The following is a 21,584-nucleotide window of genomic DNA, read 5'->3' on the forward strand; positions in this document are numbered from 1 at the left end:
CTTCGTCGTCGTGACCACCGAGCTGACGGTCTTGACGACCGTCGTCACCGCGGCGGTCGTCCTCGGCGCGGTCGCGTTCGTCGTGCTCGGCGGCGGCGGTGACGACCTCACGGCGACCGGTGCCACGGCGGCCCGCTCGACGCGCAGCGCGACGGCGACCGGGACGGCGGTCCCGACGACCGGCACCGTCCGCCCCGCCAACCGCAACCCGTTCTCGGGCAAGGCCGCGGCCGCCGGCACCGGCTCGGCCGGGACGACGGCGACCACGACGACGACGCCCGCCGCGGTGACGACGGTCGTCAAGACCGTCAGCTCGGTGGTCACGACGACGAAGACGTCGACCCGGACGACGACGAGGACGCGGACGAAGACCGCGACGGCCACCGTCACCGAGACGCCGACCTACGTGTACCTGCTGTCGCTGACCGGCGCGGCGGGCGACGCGGTCTTCGTCGTCAACGGCGAGGAGCAGGCGGCGGCCTCCCCGAACGACACGGTCGTGACCGACCTGGAGTACACCGGGACCTCGAGCGCCACCTGCGCGAAGGTGTCCTGGAAGTCCGGCGCTGCCCAGACGATCTGCGTCGGGGCGGGCACCCGCGTCGACGCCTGACCCGGTGGGCGTGGGAGGATCGCTCCCATGCTTCGCTGGCTCACGGCGGGGGAGTCCCACGGCCCCGCACTCGTCGGCGTCCTCGAAGGTCTGCCCGCCGGTGTGCGGGTGACCAGCGACGACGTCCAGGCTGCGCTCGAGCGCCGCCGCCTCGGCCACGGCCGCGGCGCGCGCATGAAGTTCGAGCAGGACGCCGTCCGGTTCCTCGGCGGGCTGCGGCACGGCCTGACCCAGGGCGGCCCGGTCGCGGTCGAGGTCGGGAACACCGAGTGGCCCAAGTGGGAGACGGTCATGTCGGCCGACCCGGTGCCGCAGGACGTCCTCGACGCGCAGGCCCGCAACGCCCCGCTGACCCGGCCCCGGCCGGGTCACGCCGACCTCGTCGGCATGCAGAAGTACGGCTTCGACGACGCCCGCCCGGTGCTCGAGCGGGCCAGCGCCCGCGAGACCGCGGCCCGGGTGGCGCTCGGCGCGGTGGCCTCGGCGTTCCTCGAGCAGGCCGCCGGCGTCCGGCTCGTCAGCCACACCGTGGGGATCGGCCCGGTCGAGGTGCCCGAGGGCAGCGACCTGCCCGGCCCGGACGACGTCAAGGCGCTCGACGCCGACCCGGTGCGCTGCCACGACGCCGCGACGAGCGCCGCGATGGTCGCCGAGATCGACGCGTGCCGCAAGGACGGCGACACCGTCGGCGGGATCGTCGAGGTCGTCGCCTACGGGCTGCCGCCGGGCCTGGGCAGCCACGTGCACTGGGACCGCCGCCTCGACGCCCGGCTCGCCGGCGCCCTCATGGGCGTCCAGGCGATCAAGGGCGTGGAGGTCGGGGACGGCTTCACGACCGCCCGGCGCCGCGGGTCCGCCGCGCACGACGAGATCGAGCGCGTGGACGGCGTCCTGCGGCGCCGGACCGGCCGCGCCGGCGGCACCGAGGGCGGCATGAGCACGGGTGACGTGCTCCGCGTGCGCGCCGCGATGAAGCCGATCTCGACCGTCCCGCGCGCGCTCGACACCGTCGACGTCGCGACCGGCGAGGCCGCCGTCGCGATCAACCAGCGCTCCGACGTGTGCGCCGTCCCGGCCGCCGGGGTCGTCGCGGAGGCGATGGTCGCGCTCGTACTCGCCGACGCCGTCCTGGAGAAGTTCGGCGGCGACAGCGTCGCCGAGACCGCCCGCAACGTCCGCTCCTACCTCGACGCGCTGCCGGACCTGCTCCGCAGCGAGGGCTCGTGAGCGGCGCGGCACCGGACGACGCCGCAGCGGTGCGCCCCGCCGTCGTGCTCGTCGGGCCGATGGGGTCGGGCAAGTCGACGGTGGGCCGGCTCGTCGCCGGTCGTCTCGGGCTCGCCCTGCGGGACACCGACGCCGACGTCGAGACGGTCGCCGGCAAGTCGGTCTCCGACGTGTTCGTCGACGACGGCGAGCCGGTGTTCCGGGACCTCGAGCGGGCCGCCGTCGCGACCGCGCTCCGCGAGCACCCCGGGGTGCTCGCGCTCGGCGGCGGCGCCGTCATGGACCCGCTCACCGAGGAGGCCCTGCGCGGCCACACCGTCGTCTTCCTCGACGTCCAGGTCACCGACGCGGCCCGCCGGATCGGCCTCAACCGGGACCGGCCGCTGCTCCTCGGGAACCCGCGCGCGCAGTGGCTGCGGATCATGGAGCGCCGGCGGCCGGTCTACGAGCGGGTCGCGACCGCCGTCGTCGCGACCGACGGGCGCAGCCCCGACGAGGTCGCGGACGCCGTCCTCGACGCGCTCGGCCTGCGGGCGGACGCGTGAGCGCCGCGACCCGGCTGCGCGTCGGCCCCGGGTCCGCGGGCGACCCGGCCGGCCCGAACGCCTACGACGTCGTCGTCGGGCACGACCTGCTCGGCGCGCTGCCGGGCCTGCTCGCGGGCGCGCAGCGGGTGCTCGTCGTCCATCCCGCGGGCCTGCGCGCACGCGGCGAGGCGGTCCGGGCGGACCTGCTCGCGGCCGGCTTCGAGGCCTACGTCACCGAGGTCCCGGACGGCGAGGCGGCCAAGACCGCGGACGTCCTCGCCGACTGCTGGGGCGTCCTCGGGCGGGCCGGCTTCACCCGGACCGACGCGGTCGTCGGCGTCGGCGGGGGAGCGGTGACCGACCTCGCGGGCTTCGTCGCGTCGACGTGGCTGCGCGGGGTGCGGGTCGTCCAGGTGCCGACGACGCTGCTCGCGATGGTGGACGCGGCGGTGGGCGGCAAGACCGGCATCAACACCGCCGAGGGCAAGAACCTCGTCGGCGCGTTCCACCCGCCGGCCGGTGTGCTCTGCGACCTGTCGGCGCTGTCGACGCTGCCGCCGGACGACCTCGTCGCCGGCCTCGCCGAGGTCGTCAAGACCGGTTTCATCGCCGACCCGCGGATCCTCGACCTCGTCGAGGCCGACCGCGACGCCGCGACGTCCTGGGACTCCCCGGTGCTGCGCGAGCTCGTCGAGCGCAGCGTCGCCGTCAAGGCCCGCGTCGTCACCGAGGACCTCAAGGAGTCCCACCTGCGGGAGATCCTCAACTACGGCCACACGTTCGCCCACGCCGTCGAGCAGGTCGAGGGGTACACGTGGCGGCACGGCGCGGCGGTGAGCCTGGGCATGGTGTTCGCCGCCGAGCTCGGGCGGCTCGCCGGGAGCACCCCGCCGGCCCTCGTCGACCGGCACCGCGAGGTGCTCGGCACCCTCGGGCTGCCGCTGACCTACCCGGCGGGCCGCTGGGAGACCCTGCTCGACGTCATGCGCCGGGACAAGAAGACCCGCGGCGACCTGCTGCGCTTCGTCGTCCTCGAGGACGTCGGCCGGCCCGCCCGGCTCGAGGGCCCCGGCCCGGACCTGCTCGTCGGGGCGTACGCGGCCGTCAGCGCGTAGCCGGCACCTCGACCCGCCCGGCCGAGGTCGGCGGCCGGGGGACCGCGGCGAACGGCGACCGGGCGAACCACCCGGGCAGCGCGCGCCGGACGCCGGACGGCGCCTCGACGTCCACCGTGCCGGACCGCACGAGGGCGGGCCACGACAGGTCGCCGTTCCACCAGCGCGTGACGCCGCGCAGCGACCCGGTGACGGACGCGGCGACCGGGTGCCCCGGGTCGGCGTCGCAGACGTCCACGTCGTCCGGGCTGATGACGAGCCACCAGTCCCGGTCGACGACGCCGGGGTCGGTGAACCGGAACCGGACGACGGTCCGGCGCGACGGCACCGCCGCGAGGTCGACGTTGCGGTGCATGTCCCACAGCAGCAGCTTCGGGTCCAGGTCCGCGTCGCCGATCTCGCCGATCCAGCGCGTGCCCCAGGCGCCGAGCGCCTCGACGACGGGGCGCAGCTCCCGGCCCGCGTCGGTGAGCACGTAGCGGACGTCCGCGCCGTCCTCGACCCGGCGGACGACGCCCGCCCGGGCGAGCTGCTGCAGCCGCCGGGAGAGCAGCGTCGGCGACATCCGGGGCAGCCCGCGCCGCAGGTCGTTGAACCGCTCGCTGCCGGTCACGAGCTCTCGGACGAGCAGGAGCGTCCAGCGCTCGTCGAGGAGCTCCATCGCCTTCGCCACCGGGCAGAACTGGTGATAGGGGGCACCCATCGCTCCACGGTACAGATCGAGGTACAGATCGTGTACTAGGTGCGGTACCGACCGGTTCGTACGGTGGCCGTATGTCCACCAACACCGCGCAGCAGAGCGCACAGCAGACGGCACAGCAGACCGCGTACCACGTCGGCGACGACGCCGACCGGGCCCTCAAGGCCCGTCACGCCGCGATGTGGGCGCTCGGGGACTTCCCGTCCGTCGCCCACCGCGTCATCCCGCACCTCGGCGCCGACCTCGTCGAGGCCGCCGGCGTCCGCGCCGGGCAGCGCGTCCTCGACGTCGGCGCCAGCGCCGGCAACGCGGCGATCCCGGCCGCCGTCCGCGGCGCGACCGTCGTCGCGTCCGACCTCACGCCCGAGCTCCTCGACGCGGGCCGGGCCGAGGCGGCCGCGCTCGGCGCCGACGTCGCGGCCCGCCTCGACTGGCAGGTCGCCGACGCCGAGGCGCTGCCCTACGGCGACGGCGACTTCGACGTCGTCCTGTCGAGCGTCGGCGTCATGTTCGCCCCGCACCACCGGGACGCCGCCGCCGAGCTGCTGCGGGTCACCCGCCCCGGCGGCACGGTCGCCCTGGCGAACTGGACGCCGCAGGGCTTCATCGGGCGGCTCTTCACCGCCATGAAGCCGTTCGCGGCCCCGCCGCCGCCCGGCGCGCAGCCGCCGCCGCTGTGGGGGGACGAGGACCACGTGCGGTCCCTGCTCGGCGCCGGGGTGACCTCCCTGCACCTCGAGCGGCGCCAGGTGGTCGTCGAGGGCTTCACCTCGGGTGTGCAGTGGCGCGACCTCTTCAAGGCCGCCTACGGGCCGACGGTGGCCGCCTACGCGGCCCTGGTGGACCGGCCGGACGACGTCGCGGCCCTGGACGCCGCCCTGGCGGCCCTCGGGGACGACGCCCTCGCCGACGGCGTCATGGAGTGGGAGTACCTGCTCGTCGTGGCGGAACGGGGCCGTTAGGCTCGGCGGCCGTGAGCAGCCCGCGCGTCCTCGTCCTCAACGGCCCCAACCTCGGCCGGCTCGGCACCCGGGAGCCGGAGGTCTACGGCCACGAGACCATCGAGGACCTCGCGGAGCGCTGCCGGGGCGTGGCCGCCGAGCTGGGCCTGGCCGCGGACGTCCGGCAGACCGACGACGAGGCCACGCTCGTCGGCTGGCTGCACGAGGCCGTCGACACCCGCTCGCACGTCGTGCTCAACCCGGCGGCGTTCACGCACTACAGCTACGCCGTCCGCGACGCCTGCGCGCAGGTCACGAGCGCCGGCCTGACGCTCGTCGAGGTGCACCTGTCGAACCCCGCGGCGCGCGAGACCTTCCGCCACACGAGCGTCGTCGCCGGGGTCTCGACGGGCACCGTCGCGGGGTTCGGCCTCGGCTCCTACGACCTCGCGCTGCGCGCCGTCGCCGCGCGCGCCCGGTAGGATCTGACGGTCCGCCAGACCCCTGGCACAGACCCTTGACACCTCCGACGGGTGCACGCGTGCCCGCGACACCGATGAAGGCAGAACCGTGGCCACCACCAACGACCTGAAGAACGGCCTCGTGCTCAACCTCGACGGCAACCTCTGGGCCGTCGTCGAGTTCCAGCACGTCAAGCCCGGCAAGGGCGGCGCGTTCGTCCGCACGAAGCTGAAGAACGTCCTGTCCGGCAAGGTCGTCGACAAGACGTTCAACGCGGGCACGAAGGTCGACACCGCCACCGTCGACAAGCGGGACATGCAGTACCTGTACAAGGACGGCACCGACTACGTGTTCATGGACACGAACACGTTCGACCAGCTGCTCGTCCCGGAGACCACGGTCGGGGACGCCGCGCACTTCCTCCTGGAGAACATGGAGGCCATGGTCGCGACGCACGACGGGATCCCGCTGTACGTCGAGATGCCGACCTCGGTCGTCCTGGAGATCACCTACACCGAGCCGGGCCTGCAGGGCGACCGCTCGACGGGCGGCACCAAGCCGGCGACGGTCGAGACCGGCTACGAGATCCAGGTGCCGCTCTTCCTCGAGACGGGCACGAAGGTCAAGGTCGACACCCGCGACGGCAGCTACCTCGGCCGGGTGAACTGAGCTCTTGGGCGCCCGGAGCAAGGCCCGCAAGCGGGCCCTCGACATCCTCTTCGAGGCCGACCAGCGCGGGCTCGCGGCCCTCGACGTGCTGCGCGAGCGGCGCGAGGCCGCCGAGCCCCCGGTCGGGGACTACTCGGCGCAGATCGTCGAGGGTGTCGTGGCCGAGCGCGAGCGGATCGACGAGCTGCTCTCGACCTACTCGCACGGCTGGACCCTCGAGCGGATGCCCGGCGTCGACCGCTGCGTGCTGCGGATCGGCGCCTGGGAGCTGCTCTACAACGACGACGTCCCGGACGCCGTCGCGATCGACGAGGCCGTCGAGCTCGCCCGGTCGCTGTCGACCGACGAGTCGCCGTCCTTCGTGAACGGCCTGCTCGGCCGGCTGCTCACCGTGGCGGGACGCCCCGCCTGACACCGGTGGGCAGACCCCGGCGGGGGCGCCCGGACAAGCTGACGGCCCGGACGGCCCCCGCGCAGGCGGGGCGTCCGGGCCGTTCCGCTGCTGTCAGTCCTCGGCGGCGACGGCGCGTCGCGCGTCGGCGTTGAGGACGCCCCACGCGATGAGCTGCTCGGCGAGGACGGCCGGCGGCACGTCGTAGATCACGGCGAGCGTGCGGAGGTCGTCCGTGCGGATGGAGAGCACCTTGCCGTTGTAGTCGCCGCGCTGGCCCTGGATCGTCGCGGCGTACCGCGCGAGGGGACCGGCCTTCTCGGCGGGCACGGACTGCAGGCGCTCGAGGTCGAGGACCAGCTTCGGCGGCGGCTCGCTGCTGCCTGTCGGGGCTGCGTCGGGCAGGAGCGCCTGCACCGGCACGCCGTAGAAGTCGGCGAGTTCGGCGAGCCGCTGGACGGTCACGGCGCGGTCACCTCGCTCGTAGGAGCCGACGACGACCGCCTTCCAGCGGCCCTCGGACTTCTCCTCGACACCGTGCAAGGACAGACCCTGCTGGGTGCGGATCGCGCGGAGTCGGGCGCCAAGTGCCCGGGCGTAGTCGGAGGCCATGCGCTGATGGTCACGGAGAGTTACGTTTCTCGTCAAGCAGGATCGCCGAACTCGTCGTGATCTCCACCCGAACGGCGTAGATTTTCTTCGGTTCTGCCCCGATATGTCGCCCACCGAATGGTGGACACCACCCGACCACTCTTGACCGGTCGCGGCGCGGCGTGGCCCGGTTGCGGGGTCACGCTACGGGCCCGCGGGCCCCCTGCTAGCCTCGACGGTGCAGGACGCCGGACGCTCTCGGGGCAACCCGCGGACCCCCGCCCGACCTGCGACGACCGCCCCCTTTAACGACCCGTCCCGAGAGGCGGGGAAGGAGGTCGGCTGCGTGACCGCGCGCCGAACCGTGCTCGAAGCCGCTGAGATCCGCCGGGCGCTGACCCGGATCGCCCACGAGGTCCTCGAACGCAACAAAGGTGCCGACGACCTCGTCCTCCTCGGGATCCCGACACGCGGGGTGACCCTCGCGACGCGGCTCGGCCGCCGGCTCACCGAGATCGAGGGCCGCCCCGTCCCCGTCGGCTCGCTCGACGCGACGATGTACCGCGACGACCTGCGCCGCCAGCCGGTCCGGACGATCGCCCCCACCGAGCTGCCCGACGGCGGCATCGACGACAAGGTCGTCGTGCTCGTCGACGACGTGCTCTTCTCCGGGCGGACCATCCGGGCCGCGCTCGACGCGCTCTCCGACCTCGGGCGGCCGCGCGCCGTCCGGCTCGCGGTCCTCGTCGACCGCGGCCATCGCGAGCTGCCGATCCGGGCGGACCACGTCGGCAAGAACCTCCCGACGTCGCTGTCCGAGCGGGTCCGGGTCGCGCTCGAGGAGGTCGACGGCACCGACGAGGTGCGGATCGAGTCGGACGCCGCGGAGGTGTCCGCGTGAGGCACCTGCTGTCGGCGGCCGACCTCGACCGGGCGCAGGCCGTGACCGTCCTCGACGTCGCCGAGCAGATGGCCGCCACGCAGCGGCGCGAGATCAAGAAGCTCCCGACGCTGCGCGGACGGACCGTCGTCAACCTCTTCTTCGAGGACTCCACCCGGACCCGGATCTCCTTCGAGGCGGCGGCCAAGCGGCTCTCGGCGGACGTCATCAACTTCTCCGCCAAGGGCTCCAGCGTCTCCAAGGGCGAGTCGCTCAAGGACACCGCGCTCACCCTCGAGGCGATGGGCGCGGACGCCGTCGTCGTCCGGCACCCGGCGTCCGGCGCACCGCACCGGCTCGCGCACGCCGGCTGGACCCGGGGCGCCGTCGTCAACGCCGGCGACGGCACCCACGAGCACCCCACGCAGGCGCTCCTCGACGCGTTCACGATGCGTCGCCACCTCGTCGAGAACGCGACGGGAGCCGACCTCGCGGGACGCCGGGTCGCCGTCGTCGGCGACGTCCTGCACAGCCGGGTCGCGCGCTCGAACGTGCTGCTGCTCAACACCCTCGGCGCGCACGTCGTCCTCGTCGCACCGCCGACCCTGCTGCCGGTCGGGGTCGAGGGGTGGCCGTGCGAGGTCTCGTACGACCTCGACGCGACGCTCGCGGGCGCCCACGGCGACCTCGACGCCGTGATGATGCTGCGGGTCCAGGCCGAGCGGATGAACGCGTCGTACTTCCCGAGCGTGCGCGAGTACTCGCGCCGCTACGGGCTCGACGCCCGTCGCGTCGGGCTGCTGCCCGACCACACGGTCGTCATGCACCCCGGGCCGATGAACCGCGGCCTGGAGATCTCCGCGGACGCCGCCGACTCGCCGCGCTCGACGATCGTCGAGCAGGTGACGAACGGCGTCGCCGTCCGGATGGCCGTGCTCTACCTGCTGCTCGCCGGGGCGCGCGACCTCGCGCCCGCCGGCCCGCCCGCCGACGAAGTCGCTCTCACCGAAGGGGTCCTCCCGTGACCAGCACGACGGCCGGCACGACCTGGTTGGTCCGGCGCTCGCGTGTCCTCGGCGGCCAGCCGACCGACGTCCTCGTCGAGAACGGCGTCGTCGCCGAGATCGGCCCGGGCCTGTCCGCCGCCGGCGCGAGCGTGCTCGACGCCGATGGCCTGGTCCTCCTGCCGGGGCTCGTCGACCTGCACACCCACCTGCGCGAGCCGGGCCGGGAGGACGCCGAGACCGTCGAGACCGGCTCCCAGGCGGCCGCCCGCGGCGGCTTCACCGCCGTCCACGCGATGGCGAACACCGACCCCGTCGCGGACACCGCGGGCGTCGTCGAGCAGGTCTGGCGGCTCGGCAGGCGATCCGGCTGGGTCGACGTCCGCCCGGTCGGCGCCGTGACGGTGGGCCTGGCGGGGGAGCGGCTCGCCGAGCTCGGCGCGATGGCCGACTCCGCGGCCGGGGTCCGGGTCTTCTCGGACGACGGGAAGTGCGTGAGCGACGCGGTCCTCATGCGCCGCGCCCTGGAGTACGTCAAGGCGTTCGACGGGGTCGTCGCCCAGCACGCGCAGGAGCCGAGGCTCACCGACGGCGCGCAGATGCACGAGGGCGCGGTCTCCGCGGTCCTCGGGCTGCGCGGCTGGCCGGCGGTCGCCGAGGAGGCGATCATCGCCCGCGACGTCCTGCTCGCCGGGCACGTCGGCTCCCGGCTGCACGTGTGCCACCTGTCGACGGCCGGCTCGGTCGAGATCGTCCGGTGGGCCAAGGGCCGCGGCATCGACGTCACCGCCGAGGTCACGCCGCACCACCTGCTCCTCACCGACGAGGAGGTCCGCAGCTACGACCCGGTCTTCAAGGTGAACCCGCCGCTGCGCACCGCCGAGGACGTCATGGCGCTGCGCGAGGCCCTCGCCGACGGCACGATCGACATCGTCGCGACCGACCACGCCCCGCACCCGGTCGAGGACAAGGACTGCGAGTGGGCAGCGGCCGCCATGGGGATGACCGGGCTGGAGACGGCGCTGTCCGTCGTCCAGCACACGATGGTCGAGACCGGGCTGCTCGACTGGGCCGGTGTCGCGCAGCGGATGTCCGCGGCCCCGGCCCGGATCGGCCGGGTGGCCGACCAGGGCCGCCCGCTCGTCGTCGGCGAGCCCGCCCACCTCACGCTCGTCGACCCGGCCGCCCGCTGGACCGTCGAGCCGCACACGATGGCGACGATGGGCCGCAACTCGCCGTTCCGCGGCCGTGAGCTGCCCGGCCAGGTCGTCGCGACCTTCTACGCCGGCCACCCGACCGTCCTCGACGGCAAGCTCGCCGCGCCGCGCCCGAGCACGACCCCCGGGAGGGACGCATGACCGCCACGACCGACGCGACGACCGGCGCCACGACCGGAACGACCACGGGCCCCGCCCCGGCGGTGCTCGTCCTCGAGGACGGCCGCACGTGGCGCGGCCAGGCCTACGGGGCCGTCGGCGCCACGGTCGGGGAGGCGGTCTTCTCGACCGGCATGACCGGCTACCAGGAGACCCTCACCGACCCGTCGTACCACCGGCAGGTCGTCGTCATGACGGCGCCGCACATCGGCAACACCGGCGTCAACGACGAGGACGGCGAGTCCCGCCGGATCTGGGTCGCGGGCTACGTCGTCCGCGACCCCGCCCGGCGGGCGTCCAGCTGGCGCTCCCGCCGCGAGCTCGTCGACGAGCTCGCCGCCCAGGGCGTCGTCGGGATCAGCGGCGTGGACACCCGCGCGATCACCCGGCACCTGCGCGAGCGCGGCGCGATGCGGGTCGGCGTCTTCTCCGGCGCCGCCGCGCAGCGGTCCGACGACGCGCTGCTCGCCGAGGTCCGGGGCGCCCCGCAGATGACCGGCGCCGACCTGGCCGGCGAGGTCTCGACCGACGCCGCCTACGTCGTCCCGGCGATCGGCACGAAGCGCTTCACGGTCGCCGCGGTCGACCTCGGCATCAAGTCGATGACCCCGCACCGGATGGCGCAGCGCGGCATGGAGGTGCACGTCCTGCCCTCGACCGCGACGATCGAGGACCTCCTCGCGACCGGCGCCGACGGGGTGTTCTTCTCCAACGGCCCCGGTGACCCGGGCGCCGCGACGCACCCCGTCGAGCTGCTCCGCGAGGTGCTCGGCCGCCGGATCCCCTTCTTCGGCATCTGCTTCGGCAACCAGATCCTCGGCCGGGCACTGGGCTTCGGCACGTACAAGCTCGGCTACGGCCACCGCGGGATCAACCAGCCGGTCATGGACCGCACGACCGGCAAGGTCGAGGTCACCGCGCACAACCACGGCTTCGCCGTCGACGCCCCCGTCGACGGCCCGGCCGACACCCCCTTCGGCCGCGCCGAGGTGAGCCACGTGTGCCTCAACGACGGCGTCGTCGAGGGCCTGCGCTGCCTCGACGTTCCGGCGTTCTCGGTGCAGTACCACCCGGAGGCGGCCGCCGGGCCGCACGACGCCGCGTACCTGTTCGACCGGTTCGCCGACCTCATGGCGGACCAGACCGGGAAGAAGGCCTGATGCCCCGCCGCACGGATCTCAAGAGCGTCCTCGTCATCGGCTCCGGCCCGATCGTCATCGGCCAGGCCTGCGAGTTCGACTACTCCGGCACCCAGGCGTGCCGGGTGCTGCGCGAGGAGGGGCTGCGCGTCGTCCTCGTGAACTCCAACCCGGCGACGATCATGACCGACCCGGAGTTCGCCGACGCGACGTACGTCGAGCCGATCACCCCCGAGGTCGTCGAGGCGATCATCGCCAAGGAGCGGCCCGACGCGCTGCTCGCGACGCTCGGCGGCCAGACGGCGCTCAACACCGCGATGTCGCTGCACGCCGCGGGCGTCCTGGAGAAGTACGGCGTCGAGCTCATCGGCGCCAACGTCGCCGCGATCGAGGCCGGCGAGGACCGCCAGCAGTTCAAGGGCGTCGTCGACCGGGTGGCCGAGAAGTACGGGCTCGACGCCTCGACGGCCCGCTCGTCGATCTGCCACACGATGGACGAGTGCCTCGCCGTGACGGCCGAGCTGGGCTACCCCGTCGTCGTCCGGCCCTCGTTCACCATGGGCGGCCTCGGCTCCGGGATCGCGTACGACGAGGCGGACCTGCGCCGGATCGCCGGGGCCGGGCTGCAGTACTCGCCGACGACCGAGGTCCTCCTCGAGGAGTCGATCATCGGCTGGAAGGAGTACGAGCTCGAGCTCATGCGGGACCGCAACGACAACGTCGTGGTCGTCTGCTCGATCGAGAACCTCGACCCGATGGGCGTGCACACCGGCGACTCGATCACCGTCGCGCCGGCCCTGACGCTCACCGACCGGGAGTACCAGCGGCTGCGGGACATCGGCATCGCGGTCATCCGCGAGGTCGGCGTCGACACCGGCGGCTGCAACATCCAGTTCGCCGTCGACCCGGCGGACGGCCGCGTCGTCGTCATCGAGATGAACCCGCGGGTCTCCCGCTCGTCGGCGCTGGCGTCCAAGGCGACGGGCTTCCCGATCGCGAAGATCGCGGCGCGCCTGGCCGTCGGCTACACCCTCGACGAGATCCCCAACGACATCACGCGCAAGACGCCGGCGTCCTTCGAGCCGACGCTCGACTACGTCGTCGTCAAGATCCCGCGATTCGCGTTCGAGAAGTTCCCCGCCGCCGACACGACCCTCACGACGACGATGAAGAGCGTCGGCGAGGCGATGGCCATCGGGCGCTGCTTCACCGAGGCGCTGCAGAAGGCGCTGCGGTCGCTGGAGAAGCGCGGGGCGTCCTTCCACTGGACCGGCCCGACCCCCACCTCCGCCGAGGTCGACGCCCTCGTCGAGGCCGCGCGCCGGCCGACCGACGAGCGGCTGCTCCAGGTGCAGCAGGCGATCCGCGGCGGCGCGGGCATCGAGCGGCTGCACGCGGCGACCGGCATCGACCCGTGGTTCCTCGACCAGATGCTGCTCATCGACGAGGTGGCGGCGAAGGTCGCCGGCGCCCCGGCGCTCACGCCCGACCTGCTGCGGGAGGCCAAGCGGCACGGCTTCTCCGACGTCCAGATCGGTGAGCTCCGCTCGATGCCCGAGGACGTCGTCCGCGGGGTGCGGCACGCGCTCGGCGTCCGCCCGGTCTACAAGACCGTCGACACGTGCGCGGCCGAGTTCGCGGCCACGACCCCGTACCACTACTCGTCGTACGACGAGGAGGACGAGGTCGCGCCGTCCGCGCGGCGCAAGGTGATCATCCTCGGCTCCGGCCCGAACCGGATCGGCCAGGGCGTCGAGTTCGACTACTCCTGCGTCCACGCCTCGTTCGCGCTGCGCGACGCCGGGTTCGAGACCGTCATGGTCAACTGCAACCCCGAGACCGTCTCGACGGACTACGACACGAGCGACCGGCTCTACTTCGAGCCGCTCACCCTCGAGGACGTCCTCGAGGTCGTGCACGCCGAGCAGGGCTCGGGCGAGCTCGTCGGCGTCATCGTCCAGCTCGGCGGGCAGACCCCGCTCGGGCTCGCGGCCCGGCTCAAGGCCGCGGGCGTCCCGATCGTCGGCACGAGCCCGGAGGCGATCCACCTCGCCGAGGAGCGCGGCGCGTTCGGCCGGGTGCTCGCCCAGGCCGGGCTGCCGGCGCCGAAGCACGGGATGGCGAGCAGCTTCCTCGAGGCCAAGGAGATCGCCGACGAGATCGGCTACCCGGTGCTCGTGCGGCCCTCGTACGTCCTCGGCGGGCGCGGCATGGAGATCGTCTACGACGAGGAGATGCTCGGCGACTACATCGGCCGGGCCACCCAGGTCAGCCCGGAGCACCCGGTGCTCGTCGACCGCTTCCTCGACAACGGCATCGAGATCGACGTCGACGCGCTCTACGACGGCACCGAGATGTACCTCGGCGGGATCATGGAGCACATCGAGGAGGCCGGCATCCACTCCGGCGACTCGGCGTGCGTCCTGCCGCCGGTGACCCTCGGCGACAAGGACGTCGAGCGGGTCCGGCGCAGCACCGAGGCGATCGCGAAGGGCGTGGGCGTCCGCGGGCTCCTCAACGTCCAGTTCGCCCTCGCCGGCGGCGTCCTCTACGTCCTCGAGGCGAACCCCCGGGCCAGCCGGACGGCGCCGTTCGTCTCCAAGGCGACCGCCGTCCCGCTCGCGAAGGCCGCGGCCCGGATCATGCTCGGTGCCACCGTCGCCGACCTGCGGGCCGAGGGGATGCTCCCGGCGACCGGCGACGGCGCGACCCTGCCGGACGACGCGCCGGTCTCGGTCAAGGAGGCGGTGCTGCCGTTCAAGCGGTTCCGGACGCCGGAGGGCAAGGTCGTCGACAGCCTGCTCGGCCCGGAGATGCGCTCGACGGGCGAGGTCATGGGGATCGCGTCGGACTTCCCGCGGGCCTTCGCGAAGTCGCAGTCCGCGGCGTTCGGCGGGCTGCCGGACGCCGGCCGGGTGTTCGTCTCGGTCGCGGACACCGACAAGCGGGCCGTCGTCTTCCCGGTGAAGCGGCTCGTCGACCTCGGGTTCGAGGTCCTCGCGACCGCGGGCACCGCGACCGTCCTGCGCCGCAACGGGATCCCGAGCACCGTCGTCCGCAAGCACTCCAGCGGCCGCGGGCCGGACGGCGAGCCGACGATCGTCGACCGGATCACGGCCGGCGAGGTCGCCATGGTCGTCAACACCCCGGAGGGGCCGGCGGCCCGGCTCGACGGCTACGAGATCCGGGCGGCGACGACGGCCGTCGACGCCCCGATCATCACGACCGTCCAGCAGCTCGCGGCGGCCGTCCAGGCCATCGAGGCCGCCCGCGACGAGCCGATCCACGTCGCCTCGCTCCAGGAGCACGCGCTGCGGGTGCGGCCCGAGCTCGGGACCCGGGCGTGAGCGCCGTGACGGGGCCCGCGCCCGCCGGCGTCCCGGCCGCCGAGACCCTGGGCGCCCGCGACCGCCGTCCGGACCCGGTCCAGGTGCGCTGCGCCGTCCTCGCGAACGAGCCGGACGGTGCCTACCGGCGGCTCGTCCTCGACGCGGGCGAGGCCGCCCGGCGCGCGCTGCCCGGCCAGTTCGCGGCGCTCGCGGTGGGGGAGCCGCCCACGGCGATGCTGCTGCGGCGCGCGGTCTCGATCCACGCCGCGACCCCGGGCGACCGGCGGTTCGACGGTGCGGACACCCTCGAGATCGTCGTCGCGCCGCACGGCCCGGGCACCGAGTGGGTGACCCGCCGCCGGGCCGGCGACGTGCTCGACGTCGTCGCGCCGCTCGGCCGGCCCTTCCCCGCCCCCGAGGTCGGGGCGCCCACGGTCCTCGTCGGCGGCGGCTACGGCTCGGCGCCGCTGGTCTGGCTCGCCCGGGACCTGCGCGACGCCGGGCACCGGGTCGACGTCGTCCTCGGGGCCGCCTCGAGGGACAAGCTCTTCGGCCTCGAGGAGGCCGCCGCCGTCGTCGGCCCCGACCTCGTCCACGTGACGACGGACGACGGGTCCGCCGGGCTGCGCGGCCGGGTCACCGACGCGCTCGCACCGCTCGCCCGGGACGGGGTCGTCGTCTACGCGTGCGGCCCGATGGCGATGCTGCGGGCGGTCCACGAGGTCGCGGCCGGTGCCGGCGGCACCTCGTGGCTCGCCGTCGAGGAGTCGATGGCCTGCGGCATCGGGGTCTGCATGACGTGCGTGCTGCCCGTGCGCGGCGAGGACGGCGTGACCCGGATGACGCGCTCGTGCGTCGAGGGCCCGACGTTCGACGGCGACCGGGTGCGCTGGGACGCGATCAGCATCGGCCCGGGCGGCGCGACGAGCGCCGTGCCGGCGGACTGCCTCGGCGCGCCGGTCGCGGCCGGGAAGGGGCACTGATGACGACCACCGCCACCTCCGCCGGCAGCGCGGGTCCGGCCGTCGGCTTCGACCCGCGGACGGCGATCGGCACGCTGGAGCTGAAGAACCCGGTGCTCACGGCGTCCGGCTGCGCCGCCGCCGGCCGCGAGCTCGGTCGGCTCTACGACGTCGCGGCGCTCGGCGCCGTCGTCACGAAGTCGATCCTGCGCGACGCCCGCTCCGGGCGGCCGACCCCGCGGATGGCCGAGACGCCGTCCGGGATGCTCAACTCGATCGGCTTGCAGGGCCCCGGCATCGACGCGTTCCTCGCCCACGACCTGCCGTGGCTGCGCGACCACGGCGCGACCGCCGTCGTCTCGATCGCCGGCAACGACGCCGCCGAGTTCGCCGAGCTCGCCGGCCGTCTCGTCGACGAGCCGGGCGTCGGCGCCGTCGAGGTGAACATCTCCTGCCCGAACGTCGCCAACCGCGGGCTCGTCTTCGCGTGCGACCCCGGGTCCTCGGCCGAGGTGGTCTCGGGGGTCGTCGACGTCGTCGGCGGCCGGGTGCCGGTGCTCGCCAAGCTCTCGCCGGACGTCACCGACATCGTCGCGATCGCCCGGGCGTGCCTCGACCACGGCGCCGACGGCCTCGCGATGGTCAACACGACGCTCGGCATGGTCGTCGACACCGACACGATGCGCCCGGTCCTCGCCGGGGTCACCGGGGGGCTGTCCGGCCCGGCGATCCGGCCGATCGCCGTCCGCTGCGTCTGGCAGGTGCACGCCGCGATGCGGCGCGGCGACCTGCGGACGGCGCCGATCGTCGGCATCGGCGGCATCCTCACCGGTCTCGACGCGCTCCAGTTCGTCCTCGCCGGGGCGAGCGCCGTCCAGGTCGGCACCTCGACATTCCACGACCCGTCGGCGCCGCTGCGCGTCGGCGCCGAGCTCGCGCAGGCGCTCGCCGCACGCGGGTTCGCCGGCGTGGCCGACGCCGTCGGCCACGCGCACACCGTCCTGGCCCGGGAGGGCGCCCGATGAGCACGTCGACGAGCAGGTCCCCGTTCGGCACCCGGCTGCACGAGGCCATGGCGGCCCGCGGGCCGCTCTGCGTGGGGATCGACCCGCACCCGGGGCTGCTCGCCGAGTGGGGTCTGGCCGACGACGTCGGCGGGCTGGAGCGGTTCTCGCTCACCGTCGTCGAGGCGCTCGCCGACCGGGTCGCCGTCCTCAAGCCGCAGGCCGCGTTCTTCGAGCGGCACGGCTCGCGCGGGGTCGCGGTCCTCGAGCGGGTCCTCGCCGAGGCGGCGCAGGCCGGCGCGCTGACGATCGCCGACGCCAAGCGCGGCGACATCGGCTCGACGATGGCCGCCTACGCCGACGCGTTCGTCGGCGAGGGCTCCGCGCTCGCCGCGGACGCCGTGACCGCCTCGCCGTACCTCGGCGTCGGCTCGCTCGCGCCGCTGCTCGAGCTCGCGGCCAAGACCGGCCGGGGCGTCTTCGTGCTCGCGCTGACCTCCAACCCGGAGGGCCCGCAGGTGCAGCACGCGCGCGTCGCGGACGGCCGGACCGTCGCCCAGGCGGTGCTCGACGACCTGCGGGCGCTCAACGCGCCCGAGCTCGCCGCGGGCGCCCCGCTGGGCAGCGTCGGCGCCGTCGTCGGCGCGACGATCGGCGGCTCGGGGCAGGTGCACGACCTGGCGGTCGGCGGCCCGCTGCTCGCACCGGGGATCGGCGCCCAGGGCGCCACCGCGGACGACCTGCGCTCGGTCTTCGGTGCCGCGCTGCCCGCCGTCCTGCCGAGCTCGAGCCGCGAGGTGCTCCGCGGCGGGCCCGACGTCGCCGGGCTCCGGGCCGCGGCCGCACGCACGCTCGACGAGGTCGGTCGCGTGCTCGCCGGGGCCTGACAGCCTGCGAACGGTCACATCTGAAACGTTGCGTGATCGAAGCGTCACGCACCGTAGATTCGAGTTGTGCCGACCTACCTGGGCCCCGACGGGACCGCGCTGCACCACGAGGTGCGCGGCGGAGGTCGGCCCACCGACCCGCCCGTCGTCGTCCTCGCGGGCGGTGCGGGGCGGCACCCGGACTACCTCGGCGACCTCGCGGGCCTCACCGACGTCGCCGACCTCGTCGTCCCGCACCTGCGGGGCGTGGGGGAGTCGCCGGCCCCCGCGGACTCGGAGGTGGGGTCGTACTGGCGCCAGGCGGACGACCTGGAGGCCCTGCGCGCCGCGCTGGGGGCCGAACGGCTCGTCCTGGTCGCCCACTCCGCGGGGACCCGGCTGGCGGTCTCCTACGCCGCCCAGCACGCCGACCACCTCGCAGCGATGGTGCTCGTCTGCCCGCCGACCGGCTACCTCGTCGACGAGCCCGGCGACGCGGCGGTGCTCGCCGCGGCGCGGGCGGGGGAGCCCGCCTTCGACGACGCGTGGGCGGCGCTGCACGACGGGCCCGACACGACCGACGACGCGGCCTTCAACGCCTGGGAGCGGCGCACGGCGCCCGCGGCCTGGGCGACCTGGGACGACACCGCGCGCACGCATGCCCTCGTCGGGCCGTGGAGCCTCGCCGCGGCCCAGGCCTGGTTCGCGACGCTGCCGCCCGCCGACCTCGCCGCCCGGCTCTGGGACGTGCGGGCGCCGGTCCTCGTCGTCGGCGGGGACCGGGACTGCCTCACGGGCGTGGCGCCCGTCCTCGCCCTCGCCGACCTCTTCCCGGACCGGACGTCGGTCATCCTCCCGGGCTGCGGGCACCACCCGTGGGTCGAGGCGCCGGCCGCCTTCCGGGCCGCCGTCGACCCGTTCCTCGACGCCGCGACCGTCCGCGCTTCGGACTCGGGGCGGGCCGCGTTGCTCCGGAACGGGCCGAGTGGGTAGGTTCGCTGCGCTGGTCGTGCCCCCTGCCGACCGGTGGCGACGGACCTTTCCTGGCGACGGGCCCAACGGCTGCCAGACGATCGACCGAGGTGACGTGAGTGGCACTTCCTCCCCTGTCCGACGAGCAGCGTGCAGCAGCCCTCCAGAAGGCGGCCGAGGCCCGGCGTGCGCGCGCCGAGGTGAAGAACCGCCTCAAGTACTCCCAGGGCTCCCTCGGTGACGTGATCCGTGAGGGCCAGCAGGACGAGATCGTCGGCAAGATGAAGGTCTCGGCCCTCCTCGAGGCGCTCCCGGGCGTCGGCAAGGTGCGGGCGCGCCAGATCATGGAGGAGATCGGCATCTCCGAGTCCCGTCGCGTGCGCGGCCTCGGCTCCAACCAGGTCGCGGCGCTCATCGAGCGCTTCAGCCGCTGACGCCGACGTCGTGACCGAGGGGGGAACCACGGCGCGACGGCTCACCGTCCTGGCAGGTCCGACGGCGGTGGGCAAGGGCACCGTGTCCGCGGACATCCGGCAGCGCTACCCGGAGGTGTGGCTGTCGGTGTCCGCCACGACGCGGGCCCGGCGGCCCGGTGAGGTGGACGGCGTCCACTACCACTTCGTGACGCCGGAGCGCTTCGACGAGATGGTCGCGGGCGGCGAGCTCCTCGAGTGGGCCGTCGTCCACGGCGTCAACCGGTACGGCACTCCGCGGGCCGCCGTCGAGGAGGCGCTGCGGCAGGGCCGGCCCGCCCTGCTGGAGATCGACCTCCAGGGCGCGCGGCAGGTCAAGCAGACGATGCCGGAGGCGTTCTTCGTCTTCCTCGCGCCCCCGTCGTGGGACGAGCTGGTCCGCCGGCTCGTCGGCCGCGGGACCGAGGGCGAGGAGGAGCGCGAGCGCCGGCTGAGCACGGCGCGCGTCGAGCTGGCGGCCGAGCCGGAGTTCGACAAGACGATCGTCAACGACGATGTCAACCGGGCGACGGACGAACTCGTACAATGCATGGGGCTGATCCCTCACCCGCTGGCCGACAGGCCGGTCTGAGGCAGTCCAGGGCCGACCGGCCCGTCCGACGAAACCAGCTCCCTGAGGAGACGCGTGTCCGGCATCACCGCGACGCCCGAAGGCATCACCAACCCCCCGATCGACGACCTGCTCAAGGTCGCCGACTCGAAGTACGCCCTGGTCATCTACGCGTCGAAGCGCGCGCGGCAGATCAACGCGTACTACTCCCAGCTCGGCGAGGGCCTGCTCGAGTACGTCGGCCCGCTCGTGGAGACGCACGTCCAGGAGAAGCCGCTCTCGGTCGCCATGCGCGAGATCAACGAGGGCCTGCTCGTCGCCGAGCCCACCGAGGGCTGACGGCTCCGCCGAGCCGGCCCCGATCGCAGCCACGACGCTGAGCGACACCCTCCCGACGGACGACGCGCGGCCGCGCGTCGTCCTCGGCGTGTCCGGGGGGATCGCCGCCTACAAGGCGTGCACGCTGCTGCGGATCCTCACCGAGACGGGGCACGACGTCCGGGTGGTCCCGACCCGGGCCGCGCTGGAGTTCGTCGGCGCGCCGACGTGGGCCGCGCTGTCCGGGCACCCGGTGAGCGCGTCGGCGTGGGACGACGTCCACGAGGTGCCGCACGTGCGGCTCGGCCAGCGGGCCGACCTCGTCGTCGTCGCGCCGGCCACCGCGGACCTGCTCGCCCGGGCCGCGCACGGCCTCGCCGACGATCTGCTCACGAACGTGCTGCTCACCGCGCGCTGCCCGGTGCTGCTCGCCCCGGCGATGCACACCGAGATGTGGCAGCACCCGGCGACCCGGGCGAACGTCGCGCTGCTGCGCGCGCGGGGCGTCGTCGTCCTCGAGCCGGCGAGCGGGCGGCTCACCGGGGCCGACACCGGCCCCGGCCGGCTTCCCGAGCCGGAGGCGATCGCGGCGGCGGCCGTCCGGCTGCTCGCCCGCGGCGGCGCGGACGCCGGCGACCTCGCCGGGCTGCGCGTCGTCGTCTCGGCGGGCGGCACCCGGGAGCCGCTCGACCCGGTGCGCTACCTCGGCAACCGCTCCTCGGGCAAGCAGGGGTTCGCGCTGGCCGGTGCGGCCGCGGCGCGCGGCGCCCACGTGCGCCTCGTCGCCGCGAACACCGTGCTGCCGGTGCCCGGCGGCGTCGAGGTGACGGCCGTCGGGACGGCGCTCGAGCTGCGGACGGCGATGCTCGCCGCGGCCGGTGACGCGGACGTCGTCGTCATGGCGGCGGCGGTCGCGGACTTCCGGCCCGCGCAGGTCGCCGAGCACAAGATCAAGAAGACCGACGACCCGGACGACTCGCCCGTCGTGCGGCTCGTCCGCAACCCCGACATCCTCGCCGAGCTCGTCGCCGGCCGGCGGCCCGGCCAGGTCGTCGTCGGATTCGCCGCCGAGACCGGCGACGAGTCCGCCGACGTCCTCACCCACGCCCGTCGCAAGCTGGCCCGCAAGGGCTGCGACCTGCTCGTCGTCAACGACGTCTCGGGCGGGCAGGTCTTCGGGCAGGAGCACAACGCCGTGACGGTCCTCGACGCCGCCGGCGGCGCGGTCCCCGTGCCGCTGTCGACGAAGGAGGCCGTCGCGGACGCCGTCTGGGACGCCGTCCGGCGCCGCCTCGACACCGGCGCGCCCGACGACGACGACGCCGGTGAGAGCGACGTCGACGTCCTGTGAACGGCACGTCGCCGTGCCTTCACGGGACCGTTCCGGCGGTGCCCGCACGACATGTCCCGTCGGTGCACCTGGCTACAGTTGGTGCGCCGGACCACACCGCACGCACGTCCGTCTGACAGGAGCA

Annotated in this window: 22 protein-coding genes and 1 pseudogene; 21 read left to right on the plus strand and 2 right to left on the minus strand. The window is 74.6% G+C overall.

The window, feature by feature from the left end; all coding sequences use genetic code 11:
- The 4 genes and pseudogenes from ECOMGDLI_RS34620 to aroB form a co-directional block, all read left to right on the plus strand.
- Positions 1–613: pseudogene (locus ECOMGDLI_RS34620) on the plus strand (hypothetical protein); the annotation flags it as partial.
- Between the two features lie 27 nt (positions 614–640).
- The gene (gene aroC / locus ECOMGDLI_RS12875; RefSeq protein ID WP_088317234.1) at positions 641–1,840 is read left to right on the plus strand and encodes a chorismate synthase; all 1,200 of its coding nucleotides are present in this window, start codon (positions 641–643) and stop codon (positions 1,838–1,840) included.
- A gap of 59 nt (positions 1,841–1,899) precedes the next feature.
- Positions 1,900–2,385, plus strand: a complete 486-nt coding sequence (locus tag ECOMGDLI_RS12880; protein ID WP_088317265.1) for a shikimate kinase — start codon at positions 1,900–1,902, stop codon at positions 2,383–2,385.
- Positions 2,382–3,482, plus strand: a complete 1,101-nt coding sequence (aroB, locus tag ECOMGDLI_RS12885; protein ID WP_088317235.1) for a 3-dehydroquinate synthase — start codon at positions 2,382–2,384, stop codon at positions 3,480–3,482. The genes ECOMGDLI_RS12880 and aroB overlap by 4 nt, the downstream gene beginning before the upstream one ends.
- On the opposite strand, the gene ECOMGDLI_RS12890 is transcribed toward aroB, so the two are convergent.
- Positions 3,472–4,185, minus strand: a complete 714-nt coding sequence (locus ECOMGDLI_RS12890) for a helix-turn-helix domain-containing protein (RefSeq protein WP_088317236.1) — start codon at positions 4,183–4,185, stop codon at positions 3,472–3,474. The genes aroB and ECOMGDLI_RS12890 overlap by 11 nt on opposite strands.
- A 176-nt stretch (positions 4,186–4,361) precedes the next feature.
- On the opposite strand from ECOMGDLI_RS12890, the gene ECOMGDLI_RS12895 reads away from it, so the two are divergent.
- The 4 genes from ECOMGDLI_RS12895 to nusB all read left to right on the plus strand — a co-directional run bounded on the left by ECOMGDLI_RS12895 (position 4,362) and on the right by nusB (position 6,666).
- Complete coding sequence (locus ECOMGDLI_RS12895; RefSeq protein WP_088317266.1) at positions 4,362–5,144, plus strand: class I SAM-dependent methyltransferase; 783 nt, start codon at positions 4,362–4,364, stop codon at positions 5,142–5,144.
- 11 nt (positions 5,145–5,155) lie between these two features.
- A complete protein-coding gene (locus tag ECOMGDLI_RS12900; protein ID WP_088317237.1) occupies positions 5,156–5,605 on the plus strand; it encodes a type II 3-dehydroquinate dehydratase in 450 nt (149 codons plus the stop codon).
- A gap of 88 nt (positions 5,606–5,693) precedes the next feature.
- Positions 5,694–6,254, plus strand: coding sequence for an elongation factor P (gene efp, locus ECOMGDLI_RS12905; RefSeq protein WP_088317238.1), 561 nt, complete (start codon positions 5,694–5,696; stop codon positions 6,252–6,254).
- A gap of 4 nt (positions 6,255–6,258) precedes the next feature.
- Complete coding sequence (gene nusB, locus ECOMGDLI_RS12910; RefSeq protein WP_088289295.1) at positions 6,259–6,666, plus strand: transcription antitermination factor NusB; 408 nt, start codon at positions 6,259–6,261, stop codon at positions 6,664–6,666.
- A gap of 93 nt (positions 6,667–6,759) precedes the next feature.
- On the opposite strand, the gene ECOMGDLI_RS12915 is transcribed toward nusB, so the two are convergent.
- Positions 6,760–7,257: a transcriptional regulator gene (locus ECOMGDLI_RS12915; protein WP_088289294.1), complete on the minus strand. Its 498-nt coding sequence runs from the start codon at positions 7,255–7,257 to the stop codon at positions 6,760–6,762.
- Positions 7,258–7,582: 325 nt separating this feature from the next.
- On the opposite strand from ECOMGDLI_RS12915, the gene pyrR reads away from it, so the two are divergent.
- The 13 genes from pyrR (at position 7,583) to coaBC (ending at position 21,460) form a co-directional block, all read left to right on the plus strand.
- Positions 7,583–8,137, plus strand: coding sequence for a bifunctional pyr operon transcriptional regulator/uracil phosphoribosyltransferase PyrR (gene pyrR, locus ECOMGDLI_RS12920; RefSeq protein WP_088289293.1), 555 nt, complete (start codon positions 7,583–7,585; stop codon positions 8,135–8,137).
- A complete protein-coding gene (locus ECOMGDLI_RS12925) occupies positions 8,134–9,141 on the plus strand; it encodes an aspartate carbamoyltransferase catalytic subunit (protein WP_088317239.1) in 1,008 nt (335 codons plus the stop codon). The genes pyrR and ECOMGDLI_RS12925 overlap by 4 nt, the downstream gene beginning before the upstream one ends.
- Complete coding sequence (locus ECOMGDLI_RS12930; protein ID WP_088317240.1) at positions 9,138–10,478, plus strand: dihydroorotase; 1,341 nt, start codon at positions 9,138–9,140, stop codon at positions 10,476–10,478. Before ECOMGDLI_RS12925 ends, ECOMGDLI_RS12930 begins: the two co-directional genes overlap by 4 nt.
- On the plus strand, positions 10,475–11,656 hold the full coding sequence (carA, locus tag ECOMGDLI_RS12935; RefSeq protein WP_088317241.1) for a glutamine-hydrolyzing carbamoyl-phosphate synthase small subunit: 1,182 nt from the start codon (positions 10,475–10,477) through the stop codon (positions 11,654–11,656). The genes ECOMGDLI_RS12930 and carA overlap by 4 nt, the downstream gene beginning before the upstream one ends.
- Entirely contained in the window at positions 11,656–14,982 is a 3,327-nt protein-coding gene (carB, locus tag ECOMGDLI_RS12940) for a carbamoyl-phosphate synthase large subunit (RefSeq protein ID WP_088317242.1), read from the plus strand. Before carA ends, carB begins: the two co-directional genes overlap by 1 nt.
- Positions 14,979–15,947 (plus strand): dihydroorotate dehydrogenase electron transfer subunit, encoded by a 969-nt coding sequence (locus tag ECOMGDLI_RS12945; RefSeq protein WP_198954815.1) that lies wholly within the window; start codon positions 14,979–14,981, stop codon positions 15,945–15,947. The genes carB and ECOMGDLI_RS12945 overlap by 4 nt, the downstream gene beginning before the upstream one ends.
- Positions 15,947–16,951: a dihydroorotate dehydrogenase gene (locus ECOMGDLI_RS12950; RefSeq protein WP_088317243.1), complete on the plus strand. Its 1,005-nt coding sequence runs from the start codon at positions 15,947–15,949 to the stop codon at positions 16,949–16,951. Before ECOMGDLI_RS12945 ends, ECOMGDLI_RS12950 begins: the two co-directional genes overlap by 1 nt.
- A complete protein-coding gene (pyrF, locus tag ECOMGDLI_RS12955; RefSeq protein ID WP_088317244.1) occupies positions 16,948–17,817 on the plus strand; it encodes an orotidine-5'-phosphate decarboxylase in 870 nt (289 codons plus the stop codon). The genes ECOMGDLI_RS12950 and pyrF overlap by 4 nt, the downstream gene beginning before the upstream one ends.
- A 66-nt stretch (positions 17,818–17,883) precedes the next feature.
- A complete protein-coding gene (locus ECOMGDLI_RS12960; RefSeq protein WP_088317245.1) occupies positions 17,884–18,789 on the plus strand; it encodes an alpha/beta fold hydrolase in 906 nt (301 codons plus the stop codon).
- 98 nt (positions 18,790–18,887) lie between these two features.
- On the plus strand, positions 18,888–19,202 hold the full coding sequence (mihF, locus tag ECOMGDLI_RS12965; RefSeq protein WP_088289285.1) for an integration host factor, actinobacterial type: 315 nt from the start codon (positions 18,888–18,890) through the stop codon (positions 19,200–19,202).
- A 10-nt stretch (positions 19,203–19,212) separates the two neighbouring features.
- A complete protein-coding gene (gene gmk / locus ECOMGDLI_RS12970) occupies positions 19,213–19,812 on the plus strand; it encodes a guanylate kinase (protein ID WP_198954816.1) in 600 nt (199 codons plus the stop codon).
- A gap of 54 nt (positions 19,813–19,866) precedes the next feature.
- Positions 19,867–20,130 carry a DNA-directed RNA polymerase subunit omega gene (gene rpoZ, locus ECOMGDLI_RS12975; protein WP_088289283.1) on the plus strand — a complete coding sequence of 88 codons (264 nt, stop codon included), beginning with the start codon at positions 19,867–19,869 and terminating at the stop codon, positions 20,128–20,130.
- A 22-nt stretch (positions 20,131–20,152) separates the two neighbouring features.
- The gene (coaBC, locus tag ECOMGDLI_RS12980; RefSeq protein WP_369812742.1) at positions 20,153–21,460 is read left to right on the plus strand and encodes a bifunctional phosphopantothenoylcysteine decarboxylase/phosphopantothenate--cysteine ligase CoaBC; all 1,308 of its coding nucleotides are present in this window, start codon (positions 20,153–20,155) and stop codon (positions 21,458–21,460) included.
- Positions 21,461–21,584: the final 124 nt, after the last annotated feature.

The sequence above is a fragment of the Kineosporia sp. R_H_3 genome (genome assembly GCF_002198675.1).
Classification (GTDB): Bacteria; Actinomycetota; Actinomycetes; order Actinomycetales; family Kineosporiaceae; genus R-H-3.